This window comes from Leisingera sp. F5 (genome assembly GCF_001593695.1).
This window is the reverse complement of sequence record NZ_LUKH01000010.1, coordinates 86,534-99,499: the sequence shown is the minus strand read 5'-3', so window position 1 is coordinate 99,499 and position 12,966 is coordinate 86,534. Positions and strand designations below refer to the sequence as shown.

Below are 12,966 nucleotides of genomic sequence, written 5' to 3'. Positions count from 1 at the left end.
GCTGYGCGCCRTGGTCSAGCCAGTGCTGCACGCGTTCCATGTCCATTTTCACGCGCTCTTCGCTGTCTTTCGGCAGCAGCGGGTTGTAGGTGCCCAGCTTCTCGATGAAGCGGCCGTCGCGCGGCATGCGGCTGTCAGCAGCCACGATGCGGTAAAAAGGACGCTTTTTAGAGCCGCCGCGGGCCAAACGGATTTTCATTGCCATGGGTACATCTCCTTTGATGGCGTTGTCCGGGGTTTGCCCCGGTTGTTCCTGTTGTCTGTTGTTATTTTTGGTGTTTCTTGTGGTGGCGGATGACTTCCCCGATGATGAAGTTCAGGAAAGCCTTGGCAAATTCAGGGTCCAGGTCGGCCTGTTCCGCCAAGTCTTCGAGCCGTGCGATCTGTGCCGCTTCGCGGGCCGGATCGGACGGGGGAAGGTCGTGTTCAGCCTTAAGCCGGCCCACCGCCTGGGTGTGCTTGAACCGCTCGCCCAGAGTATAGACGAGGATCGCATCCAGACGGTCGATGCTTTCGCGGTGGCCCTTCAGCAACTGGGCTGCGCGGGCGATGGGATCTTGGGTTCCGGTCGTCATCAGGTCCTCCGCAGGGCAGCAAGGCCGGGGTGTGCCGGGGCGGCAGCGGGCATGCACCCCCTGTACACCCCCTGTGCACCGCCGCAGCGCAGCAAATGCGTTTTCCGGTGCAGATCAGTCAAGCGCCCAGCCCTCCGGCTTGAACAGCGGGTCGGCGTAATGGGCGATCTCCATGTCGATTCCATGCGCAATCTGGCTGTCTTTCAAGGCGTCCGGCCCGGGGTGGCGGTAGACCGCATCATTACCGTCGATGGTGGCGGCCTCAGGGTCCTTGGTGGCGCCCAGACGTTCCGCAAGCCGGGTCGAGTCGAGGTTTTTAGGGTCGATATAGCTGACCGCGGTTTTCCAGCCCAGATTTGAATAAAAATGTCCGCGTGCGGCGTGCGCAGCCTCCAGCGCGTAGCCCTTGCCGGCGGCACCGGGCCAGATGATCCAGGCGATTTCCTGCTCGGGCCAGCCTGCGGGCTGCCAGCCGCCGGCCATGCCGTAGGTTTCATCCGTGGTCTTGTCGTGGATCATCCACATGCCGAAACCGCGCACCTGCCAATGGCCGATCTCGGCGGCATAAAGCATCCAGGCTTCATAGGTGTTGAGCGGCCCGCCCATGAACCGCGAGCGGTAGGAGCTGAAAGTGGCCTTGAAGTCAGGATAGTCCTGCGGCTCGGGGCCACGCAGCACCAGGCGGCGGGTTTCGATCACCGGGATGTCAAACGGCATCAGCGCGCTCCTTTCGAAGAAAGGGCGCGGCCGGGCCGGGATATGATCCCATGCAGGCGCATCAGTGGAGCAGGCCCTGAACGGCCTGCGGGCCGGTCACGCGGGCCGGCGGCATGTGGCGCCAGGCGCGGATGTTGGGGGCGGGCTGCAGGCGGAAGGAGATCGGCTTTTCGGGCCGCGCGCCGACGCGGCGGGCCAGCGCGATGGAAGCGTCGTTTTCCTCCGGCACGTAGGAGACGATCGAGTCCCAGCCGGCCTCGGTGAACAGCCAGTCGAGAACACATTGCGCGGCTTCGCTAGCATAACCCTTGCCGCGACCGGTTTCCATCAGATGCCAGGACAGTTCCGGTTCCGGCCAGCCCTTGGGGAACCAGGGACCGACGAGGCCCACAGTCAGCCCGGAGCTGCGCTCCACCACCGCGAACAGGCCGTAGCCGTGCAGGTGCCAATGGCCGATGATGGTGGCAATCGACCACCAGAGCGAGTCAGTATCCTCCGCCGCATCGATAAAGCGCGGCGCTCCAGGATCCAGGAAAGCCGCATTGGCGTCGAACTCCGGGTCCGCCGGAGAAATCAGCATAAGCCGTTTTGAAACAAGCCGTGGATACGGCGTTTGCACGTCAGTCATCTTATACCCCTTTATCCGGGCGGCGGACCGCCCGGCATGAAATTCACCCATCCAATGATGGAGTATCGGGGAGACTGCGTAATTTTCAGTTAAACGGGCTGCGGAAGCGGCTGCCGGGGGTGCCGTTTTCAGATCAATTTGACGGAAGCTCATGCGTAGGCCTCCATCCCGCCGTCGCAGGGCGAGGCAGGGGCGGGGTGGCGGTAGACCAGCTCGCGCCCGTGTTTCGGATTCTCGAATTCCGCCTCGAACACCGCGCCGAGCCGTTCGGCCAGTGCCACGGAGCGGGTGTTGCCCGGGAAGATGTTGGAACTGAGTGCCGGCAGGCCCATCACGTCATAGGCGTGGGTGCGGACGGCCAAGGCAGCCTCGGCCATGATGCCGCGGCCTTCGCCCGCCGGAAACGCGACCCAGCCCAGTTCCGGTTCCGGCCAGCCCTCAGGCTGCCAGATGCCGGTGATGCCAAGCGGTTCGCGGGTTTCCTTGCAAGTGATGGTCCAGAAGCCAAATCCGCGCATTGCCCAGTGGCCCACCGACATGCTGAACCAGCGCCAGGCCTCGTTACGGTCGAGCGGGCCGCCAAACCCCCAGGAGCGCGCTTCGTCGGCGAAGAACGCTGCCACCGGCCCAAAATCCGCCGCTTCCGGTCCGCGCAGGACCAGGCGTTCGGTTTCAAGCTGAGGGATGGCGGGGAGTTGCATCGCTTACTTCTTCTTGCCGAAGCCGCTGAGGCCCGCAGGCAGGCCCATGCCGCCGCCGAGGCCGGGGAGGCCGCCGGGCAGGCCCTTGCCGCCGCCCATTGCCTTGGCCGCCGCTTCCAGCGCCTTGGGGTCCATTTGCGAGGGGTCCATGCCTTCCATGCCGGGCATGCCGCCGCCTTTGCCGAACATGCCCTTCATGGCCTGTTTCAGCATCTTGCCTTTGCCCATCTTGCCCATCTTCTTCATCACATCGGCCATCTGCCGGTGCATCTTCAGAAGCTTGTTGAGGTCGGACACTTCCATGCCAGCACCGGCCGCGATGCGTTTCTTGCGGCTGGCCTGCAAGAGGGCGGGGTTGGCGCGTTCTTTCTTGGTCATCGACTGGACCATGGCGATCTGGCGTTTCAGCACCTTGTCGTCCATGCCGGCGTCCTGCACCTGCTTGGCCATTTTGCCCATGCCGGGCATCATCTGCATCATGCCCTCCATGCCGCCCATCTGGAGCATCTGTTCCAGCTGCATCTTCAGGTCGTTCATGTTGAACTGACCCTTCATCATGCGCTTCATCATCCGCTCGGCCTGTTCGGCCTCGATGGTCTCCTGGGCCTTTTCGACCAGCGCCACGATGTCGCCCATGCCAAGGATACGGCCCGCGATACGGTCCGGCTCGAAGGTCTCGATGGCGTCCATCTTCTCGCCCAGGCCGACAAAGCGGATCGGCTTGCCAGTGACGGCGCGCATTGACAGCGCCGCACCGCCGCGGCCGTCGCCGTCCATCCGGGTCAGCACCACGCCGGAGATGCCGATCTTTGCGTCGAACTCTTCCGCGACTTCAACCGCGACCTGGCCGGTGAGGCCGTCGACCACCAGCAGGGTCTCGCGCGGGGAGACCACGTTGCGGACGTCCTCGACCTCCTGCATCAGGGTCTCGTCAATGTGCAGGCGGCCGGCGGTGTCGAGCATGTAGACGTCATAGCCGCCGAGCGTCGCCTGCTGTTTGGCGCGTTTGGCGATGTCGACGGGTTTCTGGCCGGGCACGATCGGCAGGGTATCAACGCCGATCTGGGTGCCGAGGACGGCCAGCTGGTCCATCGCTGCCGGGCGGTAGATGTCGAGCGAGGCCATCAGGACCTTCTTGCCCTCTTTCTCCTTCAGCCGTTTCGCCAGCTTGCCGGTGGTTGTTGTCTTGCCGGAGCCCTGCAGGCCGACCATCAGGACGGGGGCAGGGGGGTTGTCGACCTTGAGCCTGCCGGGGTCCTCGTCGCCGCGCAGCACGTCGACCAGCGCGTCGTGCACGATCTTGACCACCTGCTGGCCCGGGGTCACCGATTTGGTGACGGATTGGCCGGTGGCCTGCTCCTGCACCTTCTTGACGAAGTCGCGGGCAACCGGCAGCGAGACGTCGGCTTCCAGCAGAGCGACGCGGACTTCGCGCAGTGCGGATTTGACGTCTTCTTCGTTCAGGGCGCCCTGTTTGGTCAGCCGGTCAAAGACGCCGGAAAGGCGTTCGGATAGATTTTCAAACATGCCTGCGGCCTCCTGATGCCGGTTTCAAGGTGTGGCGCCCCCGTATGTAGGGGACAAGCGGTCCATGCGCAAATGCCCCCACGGGCGTATAACGCTGGTGGGGGGCGATCCCTGGCACGGGCAGGGACCGGAAGACATGAGATCTCCCGGATGTTGGGGCAGGCGTTACGCGGATTGGGGGCCGGAGTCAACCTTTGCCGGGCTTTCGGCAGAGAGCCATGCGTTTATCGCATCGCTCAGCCGCTGCGAGCCGCGGCCGTTGGTGTAGGCCTCGGTCACTGGGTGGCGGCCGGCGCTCATGCCGCCGTCCAGGATCAGCACGGGGCGGTAGAGCGTGCGGGTGCGGCTCTCGCTGCGGCTGGTGGTGCTCTCCACCTCGGCGTGGGAGAGGTCGGCGAGACGGTGCGCCACTTCGTTGTAGCCGAACACCGACTGGCGCCGGATCACAATGCTGCCGTCGGGGCGGTCCAGGATCACCTGTACCCGGCGCACGAAAAGGCAGAAGGCCAGCGCGCCCATGCCTCCGCCAACGAAAGTAAAGATCAGGCCGGGCCAGAGAAGGTCACCGCCCTGGCTGAGCATGCCAAGACCGGCGCCGGCAAAGACCAGAATGAAAAAGACAAGCATGATTCCGATCAGCCAGGGCGTGTCGGACAGGATCAGCTGCTCAGGCGTGTTGCGGGTGATTTTCATGATATCAGCTTACCTAAGGGCAGGTGGCCATTCAGGGGAAAATGGCGGGCTTTGCGTCAAATCCGTGTGCGGGGCGCCATCGCTACGCCCTCTGCGCGCTTGACTCGGGGCAGGGCGCTTGGCCAACATCGGAAGCGGTCCCTTGCTGTCCACTCACCGGCGCGGGCCGCTCAGAGGAGCACCGAGGCAGATCTTCAGCACAGGCAAGCCGCACGCCTTTGGCGTCCGCGGTCCTAGGCGGGTATTCGCACTAGCTAAGGGAGGATCTGAGAACATGCGCGTTTTCACTATTCTGGGACCGTCGCAGTCCGGCAAATCAACGCTAGCCACGGCGCTGGCCAATCTGGACAGCGCTGCGGGCAAGCGGCAAGAGGTTGCAGGCGTCGCCGCGTTGCAGCCTTTTTTATTTATGGATGAGGACTGGGCTGCGATCGACATCGCAGGCGGCGCCGACAATCTGGCGCAGGCGGGGCCGGCGCTGGCCGCCAGTGATGCTGCCGTCCTCTGCGTTCCGGCAGATGCCGGGGCTGCGGTGCTGAGCGCGCCGTACTTGCGCAAACTGGAAGAGGCGGGCATTCCCGCCTTTATTTTTGTCAACCGTATGGACCAGGCGGCGGACCGCGTGGCGGAAATCGTTGCCGAACTTCAGGCCTATTGCAGCCACAACATCATCTTGCGGCAGGTGCCGATCCGCGAGGATGGCCAGGTTGTGGGTGCTGTGGATCTGATCTCCGAACGCGCCTGGCAGTATCAGGAGGGCAAGACTTCGGCGCTGATCGAGCTGCCGGTGGCCATGTACGCTCGCGAGCAGGAGGCCCGCACCGAGCTGCTGGAAGCGCTGGCAGATTTTGACGACACGCTGCTGGAGGAATTGATCGAGGATCAGCAAGTGATGGTTGAGGAGGCCTATGAGGTGGCCACCAAGGTGTTGCAGCACAATGACCTGATCCCGGCGCTGATGGGCTCTGCCGAGCATAAGAACGGGATCATGCGGCTGATGAAGTCGCTGCGCCACGAAGCGCCGGATGTAGGCGTGGCGCTGGAGCGGCTGTCGCAGGGCGGCGGTGTGGTGGCGGTGGGCTGCATGGCGGATCTGGTCAAGCATCTGGGCAAGACCGTGATGGTGCGGGCGTTGGACGGCAGTGTCGGCAACGGCGTGCCGGTTGGCGGCGCCGCGCTGGGATCGCTGACGGGCGTCGGCTCTGTGGCAAATTCCAGCCTGACGCCGGGCGACATGGGGCAGGCGGTGAAATCAGATCACCTCAACCTGGGCTTTGCTTATGGCCGCGATGGCGCGGCACCGCTGCCGGAGTGGGCGCAGCCGCGGCCCTCGACCTTCCGCCGGTTGATCACCCCGGTAAATGAACGGGACGATGCCCGCCTGTCGGGCGCGCTGGAGCGTCTGGCGGAAATCGACCCGGCGCTGGTGGTGGGGCAGGATGAGGCCAGCGGCCATGTGCTGCTGAACCTGCAGGGGCCGCTGCATATGCGCCGCATCAAGCAGGCTTTGAAAGAGGAGTTCGGGGTCGAGGTGGAGGAAGGGCCGGTGCCGCCGGCGCTGCGCGAGACCATCAAGAAAGCGATGCAGGTCCATTACCGCCACCGCAAGCAGTCCGGCGGCGCCGGGCAGTTCGCCGATGTGGTGATCGAGGTGAAGCCCTTGCCGCGCGGCAGCGGTTTTGTGTTCGAGGAGACAGTGAAGGGCGGCGCAGTGCCCAAGAACTATATCCCCTCGGTTGAGGCCGGCGCGCATGAGGCGCTGGCGCAGGGGCTGAACGGCCACCCGGTGGTGGATATCTGCGTGACCTTGAAGGACGGCAAGCACCATTCGGTGGACAGTTCCGACTATGCCTTCCGCACCGCAGGCAAGAACGCTGTACGCGAAGCAATGTCTGAGGCTGGCGCGGTGCTGCTGCAGCCAATCATGCGGGTGAATATCCATGTGCCGTCCGTGTTCACCGGCGGACTGGTGCCGGTGGTGAGCGGCATGAAGGGTCAGATCCTGGGGTTCGAGGCTGAGGTTGGCGTGGCCGGCTGGGATGTGTTCGAGACGCTGCTGCCAATGTCGGCGCAGGATGATCTGTGCAGTACCTTGGCCAGCGCCACCCGCGGCACCGGTTGGTTCAGCACCGATTTCGACCACTATGAAGAGGCGCGGCGGGCGGATTTCGCCGAGGCGTGACCAGCGGGCGGTGGGCGGAATCGTCCACCCGAAGCGGGCGGCGTTTGGACAATGCGCAGGGCGGACAATGCGCCCACCGCTTGAACTGGCGCAAAACGGGGCGCAGGCGGCGGAACAGCTCTTGCGCCCCGATGCCGTTTGGCGTGATCTGCGCTGCAACCCGGAACGGCTTGCGGAGAAAGATCATGGACGCGTCATCGGCTTATCAGGACAGCCTGCCCATTTCCTCGGATGCGCTGCTGGCGCAATTGGATGCGTGGGGCATTCCCTATATCCTGCACACCCATGTGCCGCTGCGCACGGTCGAGGATGCCAAAGGTGTCGAGGATCAGTTCATGGTGCCCGGCGAAAACGCGCTGCGGCTGAAGAACCTGTACCTGCGGGACAAGAAGAAGCGGAACTATCTGGTGACGCTGCAGCAGGACCGGGACATCGACCTGAAGGCGCTGGGTACAGAACTAGGCATCGGCAACCTGTCGTTCGGCTCGGCGGACCGGCTGCTGGAGACCCTCGGGATCCGCCCTGGCGCGGTCAGTCCGCTGGCGATGATCACCGGCGCTGAGAAGGGCGTTACATTCTATATGGATGCGCAGGCGCAAGAGGCGGATGTGATCTATATGCATCCGCTGGTCAATGACCGCACGGTTGCGATGAAGCATGACGATGTGATGGCGTTCTTTGAGAAGGCCGGCGTCGAGGTGAACTGGGTCTAACCGTCCCGTTCCTCCTCCAGCGCAAATCCAGCGCGGCGGCCACATGGGCGGCAGAGGGGTTCACGAACAGGAAGCCGCCGGCCTCGAAATTGACGTCGTCGATGTGATCGGGAAAGGCCAGCGGCAGCTCGATGCAGGCCAGCATAATGGCGTCGCCGGGCCGGGCGTGTTTCTGGCAGAGCTGCAGCAGGGGGGGGCTGGGCAGTGACTGATGCGCCGCCGTGAAAATCCTCGTCGATCATCGAGTGCATTTCGGCGATTTCGGCGCCCGGCAGGGTGCGGTTGGCACTGATCCCGTGTCCGGCAAGGACATCGGCATAATTGCGGGCCTGCATGGTGACGGCGGTCCCGAGCACCAGCGCGGTTTCCGCGCCGGTCTGCACGGCGGCCTTGGCGGTGGCGTCAAAGATGCCAGGGATCGGCATCATCACCCCGTCGCGGATCGCATGCAGCCAGGCGTGCGGCGTGTTGGAGGCGATCAGGGCGAAATCTCAGCCCGCGCGTTCCAGGGTCAGCATGGCGTCGCGGAAGATGGCGTCAAAGGCGGCCCAGCTGGCCTCTTCCCTCGGACGGCCACGCAAGGCGCGGGTCTGTGCCTGCACCACGGATTCGATGGTGACCGGCGGCACCGGCATCGGAGAACCTGCGCCGCGGGCTGCAAAGAACGCTCCGGCGCCTTCGCAGATGGCGCGGTAGTAATCGAGAGTGGAGGCCCAGCCGAATCCGCCGAGGATGCCGATCTTCTTCATGGAAATGCTTGTGCCTTGCGAAGGTGCTGCGGCCAGCGTTGCACAGATCCGTGCAGGCTGCCAAACGTTAAAATGCCGCCAGCCGGGATGCGGCTGACGGCAAGTGCGCTGGGCGGAGCTGGGAGTCAGGCCGCCAGCGCGTCGATCTGGGTTTTCGCCTTGGCCAGGGCACTGTCAGCGTCGACCATCAGGGCGTCGGCGGCCACGATTTCAACCTCGGTGATGCCGATGAAGCCCAGCACGTGGCGCAGATAGGTGGTGGCAAAATCGATGTCAGAGCCTGCCTGGGTGCCGCCGGAGGCCACCGCAATGATGGCGCGCTTGCCTTCCAAGAGGCCGACGGGGCCGGTTTCCTCATAGCGGAAGGTAACACCTACGCGGGCCACCAGATCGATCCAGGCCTTGAGCGTGGAAGGGACCGAGAAGTTGTAGATCGGCGTGCCGATCACGATGGTATCGGCTTGCTTGAGTTCCTCCACCAGCGAGTCGGAAAGAGCGAGCAGCTGCTTCTGTTCGTCGCTGCGCTGGTCTGCCGGGGTGAAGTTGGCCCCGACCCAGGCGCCGTCCAGCTGCGGCAGCGGCGCAGCCAGATCGCGGCGGATCACATGGGAGGCGCCAAGGCGGCTGGTGATCTGCGCGGAGAGATCGCGGGAGACGGAGCCGTCGGTGCGGGCGGAAGAGTCGATATGGAGGATGGTACGGGTCATTTCGGTATTCCTGTGCTTGTTGCTGACAGGAATTTGGGTTATTGCATTTTCGAACGCAACGCTGCTTTGAACACATGAGTTGTGCGTTTTTGTAAAGCGCTATTCCGCCGGCAAGGAGGCTGCCATGGATAATTGGGACGAAGTCCGCACCGCCTATCAAGTGGCCCGCATGGGCACGGTCAGTGGTGCTGCCGAGGTGCTGGGCGTGCATCATGCCACGGTGATCCGGCATATTGATGCGATCGAGGCGCGGCTGGGTGTCAAGCTGTTTCAGCGCCATGCCCGCGGCTATACGCCGACGGAATCCGGTCAGGACCTGCTGCGAGTGGCACAGGCCACAGACGATCAGTTCAGCCAGCTGGTCGGGCGACTGAAGGGACAGGGTGATGATGTCTCGGGCGAGCTGGTTGTGACCTCGCTGGCATCCTTTGCACCGATGATGGTGCCTGCGTTGAAGCTGTTCCAGGATATGCATCCGGGGCTGATAATCCGTTACCTGACCGGCGACCGGCTGTTCCGTCTGGAGTACGGCGAGGCGCATGTGGCGATCCGCGCGGGCAATGCTCCGGATCAGCCGGACAATGTGGTGCAGCCCTTCATGAACCAGCAGATCGGGCTTTATGCCTCTAAGGCTTATGCCGAAGAATACGGAATGCTGAAGGGGGTCGAGGATATTCCCAATCACCGGTTTGTCGGTCAGGACGATGAGACCAGCCGGGCACCGTTTTCGCGCTGGTTGCGGGCCAACGCGCCGGCTGAGGCAATCGCCTTTCGCTGTACCGATGGCTTTACCCTGAAGTCGGCGGTAAAAAGCGGCGCGGGGATCGGCTTCATGGCGGCCTGGGAGGCGCGGCGGCAACCGGATCTGGTGGAGATGATGCCGCCGCAGGAAGACTGGGAAGGCACATTGTGGCTAGTGACCCATGTGGATCTGCACCGGACCACCAAGGTGCAGGCGTTCCTGACGTTCCTCAAGGAACAGGTAAAGGGCTGGCAACTGTGAGCGAGGCGCTGCGCGGGCATCTGGCGATGCTGTTGTTTTCGGCGCTGGTGGCGGGATCCTTCTCGCTGGGCGTGATGGTGGCCAACGAGATTGCGCCGGCGGCCTTGAATGCGGCGCGGTTTGGTATCGCTGCTGTGGTGATCGGTGTGGCGGCACTGGCCACCACCGGGCTGCAGCGGGCGCACTTCCGGGCGCCGTGGCGGTTTGCGGTGCTGGGCGGGCTGTTCGGCGGCTATTTTGTGCTGATGTTCTACGGGCTGCAGACGGCGGCGCCGGTCAGCGCAGCGGCAGTGTTCACGCTGGTGCCGGTGATGAGCGCTGGGTTTGGCTGGCTGCTGCTGCGGCAGGTGACCACCCGCTGGATGGCGCTGGCCCTGGCGATTGGCGCGGCGGGTGCGGTCTGGGTGATCGTGCGCGGCGACCTTGGCGCGCTGGCAGCGTTCCAGATCGGACAGGGCGAGGTCATCTATTTCTGGGGCTGTGTGCTGCACGCCATCTACACGCCGATGGTGCGCAAACTGAACCGGGGCGAGCCTGCGGTGGTGTTTACCTTCGGGATGCTGCTGGCAGGCGGTGCGCTGCTGGCAGCCTTTGGCTGGCAGGACATTCTGGCCACCGATTGGGCTCAGCTGCCCGTTATCGTGTGGATCGGTCTGTTCTATCTGGCGGTCTGCGCCAGCTCAGCCACCTTTGTGCTGCTGCAATATGCAGCGATGCGGCTGCCCTCGGCCAAGGTGATGGCTTATACTTACCTGACCCCCAGCTGGGTGATCCTGTGGGAGATCGGGCTGGGCCGCGGCGCGCCGCCGGGGCTTGTTCTGATCGGCGTGGCCATGTCGGTGGTGGCGCTGGCGATGCTGCTGGAAGGGGCCCGGGAGCGGGTTCCGGCCTGACCGCAGTGGGCGTGCCCTCCGGCGGCCCTTGCCCGACGCTTGCGGCAGGTCAACGCAATTTCCTTGTTTTCCGCTATACTGGTCCTGAGGGACTCTTCGGACAGAGGAGGGAATAATGTTCAAGCATATCATGGTGCCCGTTGATCTGCACTTGCCCCCAACGGTCAAAAAAGCCCTGGATGTGGCGGCGGATTTTGCCAAAAATCACAGCTCGCGCGTGACGCTGGTGCATGTGACGGATCAACAGGTCAAGCGCGGGCATACGGTAGGGCCGTCTGGTGAAGAGCTGGCGGATCTGGCAAGCAGGATGGCGGCGCAGACCGGTGCAAGGGTTGAGGGGCTGCCGGTCTATTCTGTGGACGTCGGGTCAGAGATCGACTCCATCCTGCCCCGGACCGCAAAAGAGCTGGAGGTGGACCTGGTTGTGATGGGCACCCATATGCCCGGGATTCTGGACTATGTGTTTTCGTCCCACGCCAGCCATCTGGTGCTGCATTCCGAAGTGTCGGTGTTTGTGGTGCGCTAGCCGTCCGGCTGCGCGTCCTCGGACAGGTGCTCGGCCTCCAGGAAGCGTTCAAAGGCATCCAGGTTGACCGGTTCAAACTGACCGAAGCCTTGCATCCAGACCGAGGCAGCGCGCAGGGCATCGGGTTGCAGCTTGCACCATTTGACCCGGCCATGCTTTTCCTGCGCGATCAGGCCTGCGCGGGTCAGGATGGCCAAGTGCTTGGAAATCGCCGCCAGCGACATCTCGAACGGTTCCGCCACATCGGTCACTGCCATGTCGTCCTCAAGCAGCATGGTGAGGATTGCCCGGCGGGTCGGGTCGGCCAGGGCCGCAAAGACAGTGTCGAGGGTGTCGCTCATGGCTCCATTCCTATCCACCGCCTGCAGGTTTGACAATCTGTCCTGAGCCGTCATGGTGGCGCCTCTGCGCGGAGGGACAGGGCATGGCACTGAAATACTGGCTGGTGATTTTCGTTCTCGGCATCGGCTGGGGCATGTCGTTCATGTTCAACGCAATCCTGCTGCGCGAGCTGGGACCGCTGTCGGTGTCGATGGGGCGGGTGGGGTTTGGCGCGCTGGGCTGTTGGATCTATGTGCTGGCGGCGCGCAAACGGGTGCCGGCCGATCCCGGGCGTTGGCTGGCCTTGTTCGGCTTTGGTGTGCTTAGCTATGCGGGGCCGTTTGCCTTTTATGCGCTGGGCCAGCAGCATATCGCCAGCGGTGTTGCTGGTATCGTCAATGCGACCACGCCGGCGCTGGCGGTGGTTGTGTCGCACTTCTGGTCTGGTGGCGAGCGCGCAACCGGGCTGAAGTCGTTAGGGGTGGTCTGCGGGTTCCTTGGTATCGTGCTGCTGTCGCTGCCACTGCTGGAGAGCGGTCAATCGTCAGAGATCTGGGCGGTTCTGATCACCCTGTGCGCGCCGTTGTGTTATGCCTTTTCGGTCAATATCGCGCGCAGCTTTAGGGACATGGAACCTGTTGTACTGGTCGCGATTGCGCTGACCGGGGCCACCGCGGCGATTGCGCCGCTGGCCATCTGGAGCGAAGGCGTGCCGGTGATCACGCGGGCTGAGACCTGGGCGTCGCTGTTTGTGATCGGCTTTGTGCTGACCTCGGCCGCCTTCATCGCGTTTTACTGGGTGCTGCCCAAGGTGGGGCCGACCAACATCACCCTGCCGACGCTGATTGCGCCGGTCTCGGCGCTGTTCCTGGGGACCTTCGTCTTGAAGGAGCAGCTGCTGGCAGAGCATCTGTGGGGCATGGCAGCGATCCTGCTGGGATTGTTGCTGATCGACGGGCGGATTGTGCGCTGGCGGATGGCAAAAACGCCCATTCGCTAAAATCAACCTTTTGGTTGAATATGGATTCCGG

17 protein-coding genes and 1 pseudogene are annotated in these 12,966 nt (G+C 63.8%); 7 read left to right on the top strand and 11 right to left on the bottom strand.

The genetic code is table 11. The features are described from left to right. The 7 genes from rpsP to A2I95_RS09080 form a co-directional block, all read right to left on the bottom strand. Window positions 1-205, bottom strand: a 205-nt coding sequence (rpsP, locus tag A2I95_RS09110; RefSeq protein WP_291729459.1) for a 30S ribosomal protein S16, incomplete at its 3' end; no start/stop codon positions are given. Between the two features lie 61 nt (window positions 206-266). Then, a complete protein-coding gene (locus A2I95_RS09105) occupies window positions 267-575 on the bottom strand; it encodes a chorismate mutase (RefSeq protein ID WP_291729458.1) in 309 nt (102 codons plus the stop codon). A 114-nt stretch (window positions 576-689) separates the two neighbouring features. Continuing rightward, window positions 690-1,292 carry a GNAT family N-acetyltransferase gene (locus A2I95_RS09100; RefSeq protein ID WP_291729457.1) on the bottom strand — a complete coding sequence of 201 codons (603 nt, stop codon included), beginning with the start codon at window positions 1,290-1,292 and terminating at the stop codon, window positions 690-692. Window positions 1,293-1,353: 61 nt separating this feature from the next. Then, entirely contained in the window at window positions 1,354-1,920 is a 567-nt protein-coding gene (locus A2I95_RS09095; RefSeq protein ID WP_291729456.1) for a GNAT family N-acetyltransferase, read from the bottom strand. Between the two features lie 149 nt (window positions 1,921-2,069). Next, window positions 2,070-2,621, bottom strand: coding sequence for a GNAT family N-acetyltransferase (locus tag A2I95_RS09090; protein WP_291729455.1), 552 nt, complete (start codon window positions 2,619-2,621; stop codon window positions 2,070-2,072). A gap of 3 nt (window positions 2,622-2,624) precedes the next feature. Beyond that, entirely contained in the window at window positions 2,625-4,148 is a 1,524-nt protein-coding gene (gene ffh / locus A2I95_RS09085) for a signal recognition particle protein (protein WP_291729454.1), read from the bottom strand. Window positions 4,149-4,313: 165 nt separating this feature from the next. Beyond that, window positions 4,314-4,841 carry a hypothetical protein gene (locus tag A2I95_RS09080; RefSeq protein ID WP_291729453.1) on the bottom strand — a complete coding sequence of 176 codons (528 nt, stop codon included), beginning with the start codon at window positions 4,839-4,841 and terminating at the stop codon, window positions 4,314-4,316. A 274-nt stretch (window positions 4,842-5,115) separates the two neighbouring features. Here A2I95_RS09080 and A2I95_RS09075 point away from each other — a divergent pair, with 274 nt between their 5' ends. The 3 genes from A2I95_RS09075 (at window position 5,116) to A2I95_RS09065 (ending at window position 7,944) form a co-directional block, all read left to right on the top strand. Further along, window positions 5,116-7,023, top strand: a complete 1,908-nt coding sequence (locus tag A2I95_RS09075; protein WP_291729452.1) for an elongation factor G — start codon at window positions 5,116-5,118, stop codon at window positions 7,021-7,023. Between the two features lie 185 nt (window positions 7,024-7,208). Further along, a complete protein-coding gene (locus A2I95_RS09070) occupies window positions 7,209-7,736 on the top strand; it encodes a prolyl-tRNA synthetase associated domain-containing protein (protein ID WP_291729451.1) in 528 nt (175 codons plus the stop codon). Between the two features lie 43 nt (window positions 7,737-7,779). Continuing rightward, a complete protein-coding gene (locus A2I95_RS09065; RefSeq protein ID WP_291729461.1) occupies window positions 7,780-7,944 on the top strand; it encodes a hypothetical protein in 165 nt (54 codons plus the stop codon). 76 nt (window positions 7,945-8,020) lie between these two features. Here A2I95_RS09065 and A2I95_RS09060 read toward each other — a convergent pair. The 3 genes and pseudogenes from A2I95_RS09060 to A2I95_RS09050 all read right to left on the bottom strand — a co-directional run. After that, window positions 8,021-8,167, bottom strand: a pseudogene (locus tag A2I95_RS09060) (Asp/Glu racemase); the annotation flags it as partial. A 60-nt stretch (window positions 8,168-8,227) separates the two neighbouring features. After that, window positions 8,228-8,485, bottom strand: a complete 258-nt coding sequence (locus A2I95_RS09055) for a hypothetical protein (protein ID WP_291729450.1) — start codon at window positions 8,483-8,485, stop codon at window positions 8,228-8,230. Between the two features lie 125 nt (window positions 8,486-8,610). Continuing rightward, on the bottom strand, window positions 8,611-9,192 hold the full coding sequence (locus A2I95_RS09050) for an NAD(P)H-dependent oxidoreductase (RefSeq protein ID WP_291729449.1): 582 nt from the start codon (window positions 9,190-9,192) through the stop codon (window positions 8,611-8,613). 124 nt (window positions 9,193-9,316) lie between these two features. On the opposite strand from A2I95_RS09050, the gene A2I95_RS09045 reads away from it, so the two are divergent. The 3 genes from A2I95_RS09045 (at window position 9,317) to A2I95_RS09035 (ending at window position 11,614) form a co-directional block, all read left to right on the top strand. After that, window positions 9,317-10,195, top strand: coding sequence for a LysR family transcriptional regulator (locus A2I95_RS09045; protein WP_291729448.1), 879 nt, complete (start codon window positions 9,317-9,319; stop codon window positions 10,193-10,195). Beyond that, on the top strand, window positions 10,192-11,088 hold the full coding sequence (locus A2I95_RS09040; protein WP_291729447.1) for a DMT family transporter: 897 nt from the start codon (window positions 10,192-10,194) through the stop codon (window positions 11,086-11,088). Before A2I95_RS09045 ends, A2I95_RS09040 begins: the two co-directional genes overlap by 4 nt. Before the next feature lie 115 nt (window positions 11,089-11,203). Further along, the gene (locus A2I95_RS09035; protein ID WP_291729446.1) at window positions 11,204-11,614 is read left to right on the top strand and encodes a universal stress protein; all 411 of its coding nucleotides are present in this window, start codon (window positions 11,204-11,206) and stop codon (window positions 11,612-11,614) included. Here the strand turns inward: A2I95_RS09035 and A2I95_RS09030 are convergent. Next, the gene (locus A2I95_RS09030; protein WP_291729445.1) at window positions 11,611-11,955 is read right to left on the bottom strand and encodes a helix-turn-helix transcriptional regulator; all 345 of its coding nucleotides are present in this window, start codon (window positions 11,953-11,955) and stop codon (window positions 11,611-11,613) included. The genes A2I95_RS09035 and A2I95_RS09030 overlap by 4 nt on opposite strands. An 83-nt stretch (window positions 11,956-12,038) precedes the next feature. On the opposite strand from A2I95_RS09030, the gene A2I95_RS09025 reads away from it, so the two are divergent. Then, on the top strand, window positions 12,039-12,935 hold the full coding sequence (locus tag A2I95_RS09025; RefSeq protein WP_291729444.1) for a DMT family transporter: 897 nt from the start codon (window positions 12,039-12,041) through the stop codon (window positions 12,933-12,935). Window positions 12,936-12,966 lie beyond the last annotated feature (31 nt).

Coding starts and splice junctions, on each gene's coding strand:
- A2I95_RS09080 (WP_291729453.1), bottom strand. CDS start 4,841: ATGAAAATCACCCGCAACACGCCTGAGCAGCTGATCCTGTCCGACACG.
- ffh (WP_291729454.1), bottom strand. CDS start 4,148: ATGTTTGAAAATCTATCCGAACGCCTTTCCGGCGTCTTTGACCGGCTG.
- A2I95_RS09065 (WP_291729461.1), top strand. CDS start 7,780: ATGGGCGGCAGAGGGGTTCACGAACAGGAAGCCGCCGGCCTCGAAATT.
- A2I95_RS09100 (WP_291729457.1), bottom strand. CDS start 1,292: ATGCCGTTTGACATCCCGGTGATCGAAACCCGCCGCCTGGTGCTGCGT.
- A2I95_RS09030 (WP_291729445.1), bottom strand. CDS start 11,955: ATGAGCGACACCCTCGACACTGTCTTTGCGGCCCTGGCCGACCCGACC.
- A2I95_RS09045 (WP_291729448.1), top strand. CDS start 9,317: ATGGATAATTGGGACGAAGTCCGCACCGCCTATCAAGTGGCCCGCATG.
- A2I95_RS09025 (WP_291729444.1), top strand. CDS start 12,039: ATGGCACTGAAATACTGGCTGGTGATTTTCGTTCTCGGCATCGGCTGG.
- A2I95_RS09105 (WP_291729458.1), bottom strand. CDS start 575: ATGACGACCGGAACCCAAGATCCCATCGCCCGCGCAGCCCAGTTGCTG.
- A2I95_RS09050 (WP_291729449.1), bottom strand. CDS start 9,192: ATGACCCGTACCATCCTCCATATCGACTCTTCCGCCCGCACCGACGGC.
- A2I95_RS09070 (WP_291729451.1), top strand. CDS start 7,209: ATGGACGCGTCATCGGCTTATCAGGACAGCCTGCCCATTTCCTCGGAT.
- A2I95_RS09075 (WP_291729452.1), top strand. CDS start 5,116: ATGCGCGTTTTCACTATTCTGGGACCGTCGCAGTCCGGCAAATCAACG.
- A2I95_RS09090 (WP_291729455.1), bottom strand. CDS start 2,621: ATGCAACTCCCCGCCATCCCTCAGCTTGAAACCGAACGCCTGGTCCTG.
- A2I95_RS09095 (WP_291729456.1), bottom strand. CDS start 1,920: ATGACTGACGTGCAAACGCCGTATCCACGGCTTGTTTCAAAACGGCTT.
- A2I95_RS09055 (WP_291729450.1), bottom strand. CDS start 8,485: ATGAAGAAGATCGGCATCCTCGGCGGATTCGGCTGGGCCTCCACTCTC.
- A2I95_RS09035 (WP_291729446.1), top strand. CDS start 11,204: ATGTTCAAGCATATCATGGTGCCCGTTGATCTGCACTTGCCCCCAACG.